The organism is Syntrophorhabdus sp. (genome assembly GCA_012719415.1).
In the GTDB taxonomy this organism is placed as follows: Bacteria; Desulfobacterota; Syntrophorhabdia; order Syntrophorhabdales; family Syntrophorhabdaceae; genus Delta-02.
Map to the genome: position 1 here is coordinate 1 of JAAYAK010000097.1, position 13,186 is coordinate 13,186.

A 13,186-nucleotide genomic window follows, 5' to 3' on the forward strand; every position below is an offset into this window, starting at 1 on the left:
CGTTACCTGCGCTCGAAGGGGTTCGGCACGACCTACGTGAGGAACTTCACCGACATCGACGACAAGATAATCAAGAGATCTCATGCGGAGAACATACCCTGGCAGGAGGTGGGCGAAACGTACATTCGCTCTTTCTATGAGGACATGGATGCCCTCGGGGTGCTTCGACCGGAGCACGAGCCTCGCGCCACGGAGCATATCGGAGACATGATAGCCCTCGTGGAAACCCTGATAAACAAGGGCCATGCCTACACCGTCGACGGGGATGTCTACTTCTCGGTGGACAGTTACCGCAACTACGGCCAGCTCTCCAAACGACCTCTCGAGGATATGATCGCCGGGGCACGGGTCGAGGTGGACGAAAAGAAGAGAAACCCCCTCGACTTTGTTCTCTGGAAGGCCTCCAAAGAGGGCGAACCCTCCTGGGATGCGCCCTTCGGGGTGGGCAGACCGGGCTGGCACATAGAGTGTTCGGCCATGAGCACCCTTTATCTCGGGAATCCCTTCGATATCCACGGCGGCGGCAAGGACCTCGTCTTCCCTCATCACGAGAACGAGAAGGCCCAGACCGAAGCGGCAACGGGGGAAAAGTTCGTCAATTACTGGGTCCACAACGGATTTGTCAATATCGACCGGGAAAAGATGTCGAAGTCGATCGGCAACACGCTGCTCATCAAGGATTTCCTCAAGGAATACCATCCCGAGGTCCTTCGCCTTTTCTACCTGTCCAATCACTACCGCAGTCCCGTGGATTACAACGGCCAGTCCATCGATGACGCCAACACGGCCCTGCACAGGCTTTATTATACGCGGGAACGGGCCCTTGAGGCGCAAAAGGGCAAGACATTCGCGGCACGGCCCTATCCCGAGGCCGACGAGATCGCCGCCAGGTTCACCGAGGCCATGGATGACGATTTCAACACCGCCCTCGCCCTTTCGCACGTTTTTGAGCTTTCCAGGGAGATCAACAGGATGGTCGATGAAAAGGATGAGAGTGCCGTTGCCCTCATCGCTTCGGCGGAGGCCGTCTATGAATCGCTTGCCGGGACCTTGGGGCTTCTCGGTGACGATCTCGCGTCCCTGGAATCCCGGGAGAAGACGCGGCACCTGGCCCGCATGGGCCTTGACGTTTCTTTTGTCGAGGACGCCATCAACGACCGTGTCGAGGCAAGGAAGAGCAAGGACTTCCGGAAGGCAGACGAGATCAGGGACATGCTGGCGGACAAAGGGATCACGCTCCTCGACACACCCAAAGGCACACAGTGGCGGATAAAGACTTCAGTTTCTTAAAAGGAGAGAGTATATGTTAGAGGTCAGATTTCACGGAAGAGGCGGGCAGGGAGCCGTTACGTCCGCCGAGATCATCGCGCAGGCTGCCATCAAACAGGGCATGCGCGCGCAGGCATTCCCGAGTTTCGGCCCCGAGCGCCGCGGAGCCCCCGTTCAGGCTTTTTTGCGTGTATCCGACAAGCCTATCAGACTGAGGTCAAAGGTTTACAAACCGGACAGCGTTCTCATCCTGGACCCCACCCTCATCGCCTCGGCAAACCCGACGGCCGGTCTCAAGAAGGGCGGCTACATCATCATCAATTCCAACAAATCCCCGGAAGAGCTGAAAGAGATGTTTCCCGGGCAGAACATCATTGCCGTCGATGCGTCGAAGATCGCCAGGGAAGAGCTGGGTGTTCCCATAACGAACACCACGATGCTCGGGGCCCTCGTCCGGGCAACGCGCGTCGTGGAGCTCAGCACGCTGGAAGAGCCGGTTCGCAACCGTTTCGGTGTCAACGGCCAGAAGAACATCAACGCCTACACCAGGGCATACAACGAAGCAACGGTGATAGAGGCAGAGTGATAGATACTGACAATAACCAATGACCAACTACCAATGACCAGTCAAGAGACACGCGGCGGCAAAGGTCTTTTCCCTGGTCATTGGGATTTGGTTATTGGCTATTCGATAATTCGGGTCTTCCCATGAAGACCATCTCCGGTAATATCGTCGATCTCCATAACGAGACCGTCTTTCCCGGAACAATCCATATCGACAACGGAATAATAACCGGTATCGACAGAGAGCGGTACTGGTATGATACCTATGTCCTTCCCGGTTTTGTGGATTCCCACGTTCATGTCGAGAGTTCCATGCTCACGCCGGCCGGTTTCGCCCGCGTTGCCGTCGTTCACGGAACGGTGGCGACCGTGTCCGACCCCCATGAGATCGCCAATGTTCTGGGGCCGCAGGGTGTGCGCTTCATGATTCAGGACGCGAGGGGCATCCCTTTTACCTTCGCATTCGGTGCCCCCTCCTGTGTCCCGGCGAGCCCCTTCGAAACGTCCGGTGCCGCGATGGACCTCGCCGAGACGGAGGCCCTCCTGGACGAGGAAGGCGTGGGCTATCTCAGCGAGATGATGAACGTCCCCGGTGTCATTGGTGGCGACCCGGACGTACAGGCGAAGATCGACGCGGCAATACGAAGGGGGAAACCTGTAGACGGGCACGCACCGGGCCTTCGCGGAGAAGGGTTGCGCAGGTACGTTGCGGCGGGCATATCCACGGACCACGAATCCTTTGAACTTGAAGAGGGGCGTGAGAAGATCTCCCTGGGCATGAAGATACTGATCCGTGAGGGTTCGGCGGCAAAGAACTTCGATACCCTCTACCCCCTCATCGCCGAATCTCCCGATTTCTGTATGCTCTGCACCGATGACCAGCACCCCGATTCCCTCGTGAAAGGGCACATCAACACGCTCGCCGCCCGGGCCATCAGGAAGGGTGTGGACGTTATGAAGGTCTTGAGGTGCGCCTGTGTCAATCCCGTCGTCCACTACGGTCTCGGTGTGGGTTTGCTCAGGCCTTCCGACCCTGCCGATATGATCGTTGTCGACAGTCTTGAGAACCTTGAGGTCTTGAAGACCATAGTGCGCGGCGAGATCGTCGCCGAAGCCGGAGAAAGCCGCATTATCCACCGTAGCGCCGCCCCGGTCAACGTGTTTCGGGCGACCGCCAGGAAGCCGGAGGACTTTCGGGTCCTCAAGAGGTCTGACGCCATCCGTGTCATCGGTGTTATAGAAGACCAGGTCGTGACCTATGCCGACGTCGAGGCCCCCGCCCTTCTGGGCGAAACCGTGGTCTGTGATATCGACAGGGACATCCTGAAATTGGCCGTTGTGAACCGCTATGCTGACGAGCCGCCTGCCGTTGCCTTCGTGCGGGGATTCAACCTGAAGAAAGGTGCCCTGGCCTCATCCATCGCCCACGATTCCCACAACATCGTCGCTGTGGGAACGAGCGACGAGATGCTCTGCGAGGCTGTCAACCTTGTCATCGAGAAGAAAGGCGGCATCTCACTCGTCTCGGAGGACATGAAGATGGTGCTGCCCCTTCCGGTGGCCGGACTCATGTCGAACGAGGACGGCTACAGTGTCGCCGAAAGATACAGCCGCCTCACCGTGCTTGCCCGGGACCTTGGCACTACTCTGAAGGCACCCTTCATGACCCTTTCCTTCATGGCCCTCGTGGTGATCCCGAAACTCAAACTGAACGACAGGGGACTCTTCGACGCAGAGAAGTTCGCTTTTACAGACCTTTTTGTGTGAGAGGGTAGTTTTCTGTTTTAATAGGTTCACTATGACCTATAAAAAGAATAACTTTGCTTTTCATGCCACTATTTTCACGAATTTCTTTACGAGATCAGGGTCGAACTGAGTACCGGCGAATCTGCGCAGTTCCTTGAGGGCCTCCTCCCTGGATACCGCATTGCGGTGCGGCCGCCCACCGGTCATTGATTCATAGGCATCGGCTATGGCCATGATCCTGCTTTCGAGGGGTATCTCATCACCTGCCAGGCCGAGGGGATATCCGCTGCCGTCCCACCACTCATGATGCTTGAGAATATAGTCCGCTATGGGTGTCAGGCTCGCGGCGGATTGGGCGATACGATGCCCGATATCGCAGTGCTTGCGCACCTCCAGGAGCTCCTCCTCGGTAAGGCTGCCCGATTTCAGGAGTATGCGGTCGTGGATGCTGACGTTCCCGATATCGTGGAACTGCGCAAGAAGCGCGAGGTCCTTCAGACGTTTTTCGGGCAGGCCGGAGGCTCTTCCCAGGACGGTCACGAGCTGCCTCAGGCGTTTCAGCGACTGCTTCGTCGTGATGCCCTTGGCCTCGATGGTGTTGAGGAGGTTCTTCACCATGATATTGCGCGCGTGCTGACTGCCGAAGAGCTTCTCCTTGTACATGGCGTTGTCGGCTTCCCTGTACAGCTCCGCCATGCTCTGGCCGGGGCCGGTGCGGATGGCGAACCCCGTGGAAATGCCCAACGGGAGGTGAGGGTTCTTCTTGTTATACGCGACGATGCTGGTCCTGATCCTCGCGCAGATCTCCTCGACCTTTGATCTGGGGCTGTTGGGCAAGAGGATGGCAAATTCGTCTCCTCCGACGCGCGCGACGACGTCGCTTTCGCGGAACGACTTCCTGATGACCTGTGAAGCAACGGTGAGAAGCTCATCTCCCCTGTCGTGTCCCAGGGTGTCGTTGACGAGCTTCAGGCCATCGACATCGCACATGATGAGCCCGACGACGTCGAAGCGGTTGTTGTCGAGACGATGCATCTCCTCCTCGAAATAAGCCCGGTTATAGAGATTTGTCAGGGGATCGTGGAGGCTCAGGTATTTCAGTTTCTCTTCCGTTCTCTTGAGGTCCGTGATCTCCTTCGACACGACGGCAACGAACCTTACCTGCCCGGTGCGCCCTTCGACTATGGGGCTCAGCGTGCGCAGCATCCAGCGCTCCCCGCCTTTGCCGCTCCTGTGCTCGTAACGATGCGATGACCCCGTTTCAAAGACCTTGTTCACGTACCCCGCGAATTCCATTGTGTCCTCGGCGTCATGGAAGTCGCTGTAGTGCTTGCCGATGATGTTCGCCTCGGTCACAGACAACCTCGCGAGCACCTGTCTGTTGACGAAGAGATAGGTGCCTTCGCGGTCGATCATGTAGATGGAGTCATCCGTGGATTCGATCAGCGAACGGTATTTTTCCTCGCTCGAGATGACCTTCTTGCCGACGCGCATGAGGTCGCTGATGTCCACGAAGTGTATGGCCGTGCGCTTCGTGCCGGCGATGGGCTGGCGGAGGATCTCCACGTCCCTGACGGAACCGTCCCTGGCGGCCAGCTTGAACTCGTAGGTATGAGCGGGAATGGAGGCGCCATGGTTCAGAAAGCCACGGTACTGTGTCATCTTTGTGAGATCACCGTTGACGACAAGCTCGGACCATTTCTTCTTTCCCACCAGGTCGGACCGGCGATATCCTGTCAGTTCGAGGAATCGCCTGTTCAGCCGGGAGATCGTTCCGTCGCTTTCGGCAATGATGGTGGCAATCTCCGAGGATTCGAAAAGAACCTGATACAGAGCGTCATCTTCCGTTGTCTTCTGTGCCATGCCGTCTTTGATGCCCCCCATTATACCATCGGCTGGCGGCCATTTCCAACACTATTCAATCCGTGAATATCTTGCCCGGATTCAGGATACCCCGGGGGTCGAAAGCAGCCTTGATGCGCCTCATGAGCGGCAACGCCTCCCCTCCCATCTGCATGGGGAGATAGTCCATGACGGTCAGGCCGACACCATGCTCACCCGTGAGGGATCCCCCCATGGCGATCGTTTCCCTGTATATCAGTTCCAGGAGGCGGTATGCCTCTTCGAGCTCGGAGAAGTTCCTGCGGCGGTGGAGGATGGTGACGTGAAGGTTCCCGTCCCCGGCATGGCCATAGGTGGCTATCTTGATGGCATCGCTGTGTTCGAGCCCGCCCGTGAACCTGACGAGGAAAGGAAGGCTGTAGCGGGGGACAACGACATCGGCCTCGAGATGGTCCTTGCCGAGCGCCTTGAGCGACGGCAGCACCTCCCTGCGGTAGCTCCAGAGGCGCTCCGCCTCGGCATCGCCCTCGGCGAGGCGGGCTTCCGTCACGCCCGGGGCCCGCCGGCACAGGTTCGCTATCTCCAGCGCCTCGACCTCGACCTCCTCTTTGCCGTGGCCGTCCGTCTCGATGAGCACCAGCGCCGCGGCATCCCTCGGCAGGGGGGCGCCGAGATGGTCGGCCACGGTGTTGATGGCGATGTTGTCCATGAGTTCTATGGCGCAGGGAACTATCCCGGAGCGAAAGACGGCGACAATGAGGTCGGCGGCCCCCGGCAGGTCGTTGAGGTATGCCACGACGGTGCGGCGCACCCGGGGTCTCATGAGGAGCCGAAGTGTTATCTTCGTAATGATCGCGAGCGTCCCCTCAGATCCGACGAGGAGCGAGATGAGGTCGTACCCGGCGACGTTCTTCACAGTCTTTCCGCCGAGTGCTATCACATCACCCGAAGGCAGGACGGCCTCGAGGCCCCGGACATAGTCCCTGGTGACGCCGTACTTGACGGCCCGCGTGTATCCTGCGTTCTCGGCGACATTGCCGCCAAGGGTGCTGTCGACGGTACTCGACGGGTCTGGTGGAAAGAAGAGGCCCCTCCTGCTGAGTTCGATCTGCAGGTTGTTGGATATGACTCCAGGTTCCACGACCGCGAACATGTTCGCCTCGTCGATCTCAATGATACGGTTGAGGCGCGCGAGGGAGAGCGCAACTCCGCCGCGGACCGGCAGGGCTCCGCCGGAGAGGCCCGTCCTTCCGCCCTGGGGTGTCACGGGCACCCCGTGGAGACAGGCGCACTTCATGATGCTCGAGACGTCCCCGGTGCTCTCGGGGAAAAGAGCGATCTGCGGCATGTACTGCCGTTCCGTGGCATCGTAGGAAAAATGAGAAAGACGCTCCCGGTCGAGAACGATCTGGTCCTCTTCGAGGAATCCCCTCACCTCATCCAGAAACCGTTCGAAGGACATGATGGTCAATTATATCCGGGCATCTGCGATGGAGCAAGAGAATTGCGGTTCCGCCGGTCCCGTCGAAAGATCTGTCGCAGAAGAGGGTCCGGACGGGGACCACGCAGGGGAGCGGGGTGCATCGACAGCCTGTTGAGCACTCGTCAAGACACTTTAGTACCAATCATGTTTCGCGGCAGGTGCCGCAATATGTACACTGACATCAGTTGATGCTGTTGTAACCAGTTGCTTTGTGGCAGATCGGGTTGAACCGACAAACCAGTCAGAAAAAGGGGAATGCAATGTCGAATGATCCTAGACCGGAGATCCGTACGGTGATCGTGGACGATGAACGCTTGGCCCGCAAGAATCTCAGAGACCTTCTGAGCGGACATCCCTATGTCCACGTTATAGGGGAGGCGGCGGATGCCGCGGCTGCCCGCGAGACCATCGCGAGAGAGAGGCCGGACCTTGTCTTTCTTGATGTGCGAATGCCTGGCGGGTCAGGGTTTGACCTCCTCGACAAGCTGGAAGATCGGCCGTCCGTCATATTCGTGACCGCCTACGATGAATTCGCCGTCGGCGCCTTCACGAGCGATGCCTTCGATTATCTTCTGAAGCCTGTCGACCCGGACCGTCTGAACCTTTCGCTTGAAAGGCTCCTGTCGAGCGGCCGTGACCGGGGACAGCCCTCCGCGATCATGCAGGGCGACCGGGTTTGCCTGAACACCGGGAAGAAGGTTGTCTTCATTGAGCTCATGAAGATCGCCGCCATCATGTCGGAGAAGAACTATATCCGGATCTTCAGCATCAACGGTGAATGTTTCGTGATACGCTCCCCTCTCAAGGAATGGAAAAGACGCTTTCCCTCAGACATCTTCATGGCCCTGGACCGTTCTCTGCTTGTCAACAGGCATCGCATCCGGCTCCTCAGGAAGAAGAACCGGAACGGGGACATCTACATGGAGGGCATCGAAAAACCCTTTCACCTCGGCCGGATAGCGCTTAAGCGGTTCAAGACGCTCATGGGCGTGACGGAAAGGCAGGAGTGCGAATCCCTGCCCTGACCGTTCCGGGGTATTGTCCTGTGGGGCATGACGATGGCCGCCGCGGAGGTTCCGGGCGACAAAGCCTGCGTCACAGGTCACACGTTGCAGGTCACAGGCCAGAACAACAGAAATATACTCAATCTGGAACCTGGAACACGACACTCTAGACGTAGACTATATCGAGGGGTGTCTTCGTCAGCCTTTCGAGGCCGTTCTTTCTGACGACGAAATCGACCTCTATGCCTATGGCGCCTTCGCCGGGGAAGATGAACTTCGGCTCGAAGGCAAAGACCATACCCTCCCTGAGGGGCATCCTGTGCCGCGGCGTGATGACGGGCAGCTCGTTGATCTCGAGGCCGAGGCCGTGGCCGATGAAGCTTACCTGGCCTTCCCCATGGCCCATGAAATGCTCTTCCAGCCCCGCGGCCTTCACCCGGTCCATGGCCCTTCCGAAGACCTCCGTCGCGTCGGTCCCTTCCTTTGCGGTGTCGATTGTCTCGTTGATGATGTCCCGGGCCACCTCGAAGGGTTTTTGAAAGAGGTCTTTCAAGGGCCCCACCGCGTACGCCCGCGTCTCATCGGTGATGTACCCGTTGTACCCGCCACCGTAATCGACGATTACCGGGATGCCCCGTTTCACAGTGTTGACGGAGGCCCCCTGAGCGATGGCGTGCGTCACGCCTATCCCGGATATGGGTACATCGGCCCCGGAGGTGATCGTCGTGGAGTAGCCGTGGGTGACGTAGAGGTTCATCATCTCCTGGTTGAGACCGCGCATCCTGAGGAATCCCTGGTGTCCCCATTTCCTCCCTTCCGCAACGAGTTCGGCCTCAATATCGATCTCCCGGATCCCTTCCTTTATGATGTCCTTCGCCTTTTCAAAGACGCGCTCCACGATCTCGCCGGATTTTCGGAACTGGGCGACCTCGAATTCGCTCTTTACGAGCCTCCCGTCCCTGATGATCGGCGACAGGTCTTCCATCCTGTCCTTCCCCAGGAGCGATTTCCATCGTTCACAGATCGCGACGGGCACGACGTCGAACTCCATGGCGCACCGCCCGTGAAGCATTTTCTTCTCCGCCAGGAGGTCCTTGACCTCCTTGTCCCGCTTGATGGGGATGATATCGAGGGGTGTCTCCATCCCGGCGCGATAAACGCTTTTTTCCACGAAAAACTGCGGTCCCTGCTCCGCCGACACCACGAGGACCCCGCGCTGGAGCGTTCCCGTGAAGTAGAAGATGTCCACGTTCTGCAGGATGACGGCGAGTTCGATGCCCTTCTCCACCATCCCCTTGCGGAGCTTGTCGATCCGTGCCGTTATCTCTTCCTTCGGTGTGAGATCAGGGATGTTTAGCGTTTTCAACATAGTTCATGACCCTCCGTGCCGCCTCTGATACGGGCACCTTTTCGAATTCCTTGCTGTCCCGCCGCTTTATCTCCACGATGCCTTCCTTGAGGCCCCGCTCCCCTATCGTTACGCGAAGGGGTATCCCAATGAGGTCGCAATCCTTGAACTTGACGCCCGGTCGCTCGTCGCGGTCGTCAAGGATGGCGTCGACGCCGTTCGCCAGGAGCTCCTCGTATATCTGGCGGGCGACCTTCATGCTCTCCTCGTGGGTGGTGTTCACGGGCAGCACATCCACCTCGAAGGGGGCGATCGGCAGGGGCAGTATCATGCCGTTCTCGTCGTTGCCCTGTTCGATGGCGGCGGCCACGGTCCTGCCGACGCCGATCCCGTAGCATCCCATGACCATGAACTGGTCCTTGCCCTCGCTGTCGAGGAAGGTGGCGTTCATCGCCTTGCTGTACTTGAGGCCGAGCTTGAAGATGTGCCCCACCTCGATGCCCCGCGTCGCGACGAGTTTCCCGCTCTCGCACCGGGGACAGCGGTCTCCGGCCACGGCCACCTTTATATCGTAGAAGCCCTTGACCGTGAGATCGCCCACGTTGACGTCCACCACGTGGACATCGCGTTCGTTGCCGCCTATCACGAAGTCCTCCATGAACGTGAGGTCCATGTCGGCGTAAAGGGGAATGGAAAGGCCGATGGGGCCCGAGAAGCCCAAAGGCCCGCCCGTTGCCTCCTCGATGGTCCTCTCGTCGGCAAGCTCCATCTCCTCCAGCTTGAGGAGGTTCTTCAGCTTCGTGTCGTTTATTTCCCTGTCGCCCCGGACGAGGACGCCGATCGTCCCTTTGTCCGTGTTGTAGATGATGGTCTTGAGGAGCTTGTCCGGTGTGATCCCGAGGAAAGAGGAAACCTCGTCTATCCTCCTCTGGTTCGGCGTCTCCACACGCCTGTGAAGGCCCTTTTTCGGGGAGACGGGACTCTCCGCGAATCCCACCTCGGCCCTCTCCAGGTTGGCCGCGTAACCGCAGCTGTCGCAGGAGATGATGACGTCCTCACCGGTGTCGGCGAGCACCATGAACTCGTGGGAGAAGCTCCCGCCTATCTGGCCGGTGTCGGCCTCGACGACGCGGAACCTGAACCCGCACCGCGTGAAGATATTGACGTACGCCTCGTACATCTCCTTGTAGCTCTTCTCCGCCCCGGGCTCGTCGACATCGAAGCTGTAGGCGTCCTTCATCGAGAACTCGCGGGAGCGCATGATCCCGAAGCGGGGTCTGATCTCGTCGCGGAACTTGTTCTGGATCTGGTAGAGGTTGACGGGGAGGTCCTTGTAGGACTTCACTTCCCGCCTCACCAGATCGGTGACCACCTCCTCGTGGGTGGGCCCGAGGCACAGCTCGCGGTTGTTCCTGTCGACAAAGCGCAGGAGTTCCTTGCCGTATTTTTCCCACCGCGTGCTCTCGACCCAGAGCTCCTTCGGCTGAACGGCGGGCATGAAGATCTCCTGGGCACCCTTCCGGTTCATCTCCTCGCGGATGATCTGCTCCACCTTTCGGAGCGACCTGAGGCCCAGGGGAAGCCACGTATAGACACCCGACGCCAGTCGTCTGATGAACCCCGCCCTGAGCATGAGGCGATGGCTCGCGACCTCGGCCTCTTTCGGGTCTTCCTTGACGGTGGGGATGAACATTTTCGAGAACAGCATGGTTGCTCCTTAAACTGAGATATGTGTTCGATGCCTGCGAACGGGATTGCCGGATCGTCAAAATGTACCATGATTTGGCCCTGTGAGCAATAGTCTGCGCTTCGCGCGGACGGTCGCAGGTCGCAGGTCTCAGGTCTCAGGTCGCAGGTCTCAGGTCGCAGGTCGCCAAAGGGAGGCGGCGGAAAGGGGAGGGGCTGTCGACACAATTCCTGGCTGTTGAGCCTGAAACCTGAAACCTGAAACCGTCTTTTCTGCTATTCCCAAAGACATGGTACGTTCCATCGATGAAAGGGCTCACCGGGCAAGGATCGCCCCTGCCTCGCGGCTGAGTCCCGGAACATGGCTGAAGATCCGGTGGGTGAACCCCTGGGTGGTGACGGTGCTTTCCGTCGCCATGGTCTTTCTGAGCCCCCTTGCGGCATTCTGTCTCTTCGGGGCCGGTCTCGTCGTGCAACTCATGGCATCGACGAATTCACCGGCCCCCGTTTTAGCGCGCCGCGAGGGCGAGGCCGCCGTGTTTCTCGGGAAGGACCACTACGGCCTGCCCGTCATGCTCCCCATCGGGGAGTTGACGCGTCACGGCATGCTCATCGGCACGACAGGATCAGGCAAGACAACCGCCATCAGGACCATCGCCGATTCCATCATGGGGCTCGGGGGAGGTTTTTGTTTCATCGACGGCAAGTCGGATGTCACCGACACCTACGAGGTGCTCTACGAGATCATCGAGAAGTGCGACCGCGTGGAGGACCTGCTGGTCCTCAATTTCCTCAACCCTTCCCAGTCCCACACGTTCAACTTCATGACGTACGGGGATGCGGATTTTCTCGCCGAGATCATGACGGGCTTTTTGAAGCAGGCCGAAGGTGACCAGGTCTACTGGCAGGAGCGGGGCAAGATACTCATGAAGGCGGTCCTCACCCAACTGGTGTACCGCAGGGACAACCCCGGGATTTTCGGGGAGTATGTTCTCACGCCTTCGGAGGTGCGAAGACATCTTTCCTTCGACGAACTCCTGTCGCTTGAGTCGGATGAAAGGTATCCCCTGTATGACGGCGGCGGCCAGCCGGTGAAGGCCCGCCTGAGGGCGCTGCTTGGCGACCTGCCCGGCTGGGAGGAATACCGCAACAGGGGCCAGGGCAGGATGTCCCCCGCGGCAGGGGAGGCCCTCAGGCAGTACGGGTTCTTCGTTCAGCAGTGGGGCGCCCCCCTCGATCTCCTCGCAGGAACGTTCAACAGGATCTTCGATACCGACGCGCCGGAGATCGACATGGTCGATGTGGTCTCGAACAGCCGTATCCTCATCGTTCTCCTTCCCTCCCTGTCGTATTCGATCTCGACCCTTCAGGCGTTGGGGAGACTTACCCTGAATACCTTCAGGATCGCCCTGACCACGGCGCTGGGGACAAAAGTGGAAGGGAATTACGAAGAGATACGGCGTGACGTCCGCCGCCGCAGGCCCTCGGTCCCGTTCACCCTCATTGCCGACGAGTATGGCTCCTATGCCGTCGAGGGTTTCGATACCATCCTTGCCCAGGGCCGCTCGCTTGGTTTTGGCGTCATCATATCCGTCCAGGAGCTTGCGTCGCTCTTCAAGGCGTCGGAAACGGACGCGAAGCGGCTCATCGGAAATACGAACTGCAAGATAGTCATGAAGGTGGAGGATACGGACACGGCGAAATTTCTGGCGGAGCGGGCGGGAGAATCCTTTTTCATGATGCCCAACATCAGGAACGACAGCAGGATGGTGGAGAGCCTCGGCAACTGGGACGGCACCTATGCCTTTCAGAAAGGCAGCCGCGTGGACATGAGAGACCTGGCCGGGCTTGCTGTCGGTGAGGGGTACATCTTTGCCGGAGATGAAGTGAGACGGTTCAGGACGCGCTACATCCCCCCGAGGGGTAACGTGAAGGAATTGAGACTGATGAAGTATGTGAAAAGGACGACGGTGGACACCGTGCAGGAAGGAAACGCTACAGACCGGCGCTGCCGAGATACAGACCGCACCGGGTGAGAGTGGAGACGAGGATCCACGAGGTCAGCTTGTAGCAGGTCAGGAAGGCCCCGATGATGATCATCTTTCCACCCCCTGCTCCTCCCCTGACAGCGTCGTTCCCGTTGGCGAGACGCATGAGGCCCTTGATGATGAGGAAGGTCCCCAGAACAGGCATGAGGGGAGAGACCATGGCCTGTGTCTTGCCGATCAGTGTTGTGATCAATTC

General features: G+C 58.9%; 10 protein-coding genes. 5 read left to right on the forward strand and 5 right to left on the reverse strand.

The genetic code is table 11. The annotated features are described in order from the left end of the window. The 3 genes from GXX82_05860 to ade form a co-directional block, all read left to right on the forward strand. Positions 1-1,290 (forward strand): cysteine--tRNA ligase (locus GXX82_05860; protein ID NLT22553.1); only part of this gene is annotated, 1,290 nt, incomplete at its 5' end. Positions 1,291-1,303: 13 nt separating this feature from the next. After that, entirely contained in the window at positions 1,304-1,855 is a 552-nt protein-coding gene (locus GXX82_05865) for a pyruvate synthase (protein NLT22554.1), read from the forward strand. Positions 1,856-1,977: 122 nt separating this feature from the next. After that, entirely contained in the window at positions 1,978-3,600 is a 1,623-nt protein-coding gene (gene ade / locus GXX82_05870) for an adenine deaminase (GenBank protein NLT22555.1), read from the forward strand. A 60-nt stretch (positions 3,601-3,660) separates the two neighbouring features. On the opposite strand, the gene GXX82_05875 is transcribed toward ade, so the two are convergent. Together GXX82_05875 and GXX82_05880 are read right to left on the reverse strand one after the other, a co-directional pair. Beyond that, positions 3,661-5,463, reverse strand: coding sequence for a diguanylate cyclase (locus tag GXX82_05875; GenBank protein NLT22556.1), 1,803 nt, complete (start codon positions 5,461-5,463; stop codon positions 3,661-3,663). Positions 5,464-5,497: 34 nt separating this feature from the next. Further along, the gene (locus tag GXX82_05880; GenBank protein NLT22557.1) at positions 5,498-6,883 is read right to left on the reverse strand and encodes an FAD-binding protein; all 1,386 of its coding nucleotides are present in this window, start codon (positions 6,881-6,883) and stop codon (positions 5,498-5,500) included. Positions 6,884-7,164: 281 nt separating this feature from the next. Between GXX82_05880 and GXX82_05885 the strand changes: the two genes are divergently transcribed. After that, positions 7,165-7,929: a response regulator gene (locus tag GXX82_05885; protein NLT22558.1), complete on the forward strand. Its 765-nt coding sequence runs from the start codon at positions 7,165-7,167 to the stop codon at positions 7,927-7,929. A 145-nt stretch (positions 7,930-8,074) separates the two neighbouring features. On the opposite strand, the gene GXX82_05890 is transcribed toward GXX82_05885, so the two are convergent. Both GXX82_05890 and GXX82_05895 read right to left on the reverse strand, forming a co-directional pair. After that, positions 8,075-9,277, reverse strand: a complete 1,203-nt coding sequence (locus GXX82_05890; protein NLT22559.1) for an aminopeptidase P family protein — start codon at positions 9,275-9,277, stop codon at positions 8,075-8,077. After that, on the reverse strand, positions 9,252-10,964 hold the full coding sequence (locus tag GXX82_05895; GenBank protein NLT22560.1) for a proline--tRNA ligase: 1,713 nt from the start codon (positions 10,962-10,964) through the stop codon (positions 9,252-9,254). Before GXX82_05895 ends, GXX82_05890 begins: the two co-directional genes overlap by 26 nt. 268 nt (positions 10,965-11,232) lie before the next feature. On the opposite strand from GXX82_05895, the gene GXX82_05900 reads away from it, so the two are divergent. Further along, positions 11,233-12,978 carry a DUF853 family protein gene (locus tag GXX82_05900; protein NLT22561.1) on the forward strand — a complete coding sequence of 582 codons (1,746 nt, stop codon included), beginning with the start codon at positions 11,233-11,235 and terminating at the stop codon, positions 12,976-12,978. Here the strand turns inward: GXX82_05900 and GXX82_05905 are convergent. Continuing rightward, positions 12,938-13,186, reverse strand: a 249-nt coding sequence (locus tag GXX82_05905; protein NLT22562.1) for a hypothetical protein, incomplete at its 5' end; no start/stop codon positions are given. The genes GXX82_05900 and GXX82_05905 overlap by 41 nt on opposite strands.

Bases quoted from the DNA above. Each gene is read 5' to 3' on its own strand.
- GXX82_05895 (NLT22560.1), bottom strand. From the start codon at position 10,964: ATGCTGTTCTCGAAAATGTTCATCCCCACCGTCAAGGAAGACCCGAAA.
- GXX82_05885 (NLT22558.1), top strand. From the start codon at position 7,165: ATGTCGAATGATCCTAGACCGGAGATCCGTACGGTGATCGTGGACGAT.
- GXX82_05890 (NLT22559.1), bottom strand. From the start codon at position 9,277: ATGTTGAAAACGCTAAACATCCCTGATCTCACACCGAAGGAAGAGATA.
- GXX82_05900 (NLT22561.1), top strand. From the start codon at position 11,233: ATGGTACGTTCCATCGATGAAAGGGCTCACCGGGCAAGGATCGCCCCT.
- GXX82_05880 (NLT22557.1), bottom strand. From the start codon at position 6,883: ATGTCCTTCGAACGGTTTCTGGATGAGGTGAGGGGATTCCTCGAAGAG.
- GXX82_05865 (NLT22554.1), top strand. From the start codon at position 1,304: ATGTTAGAGGTCAGATTTCACGGAAGAGGCGGGCAGGGAGCCGTTACG.
- ade (NLT22555.1), top strand. From the start codon at position 1,978: ATGAAGACCATCTCCGGTAATATCGTCGATCTCCATAACGAGACCGTC.
- GXX82_05875 (NLT22556.1), bottom strand. From the start codon at position 5,463: ATGGGGGGCATCAAAGACGGCATGGCACAGAAGACAACGGAAGATGAC.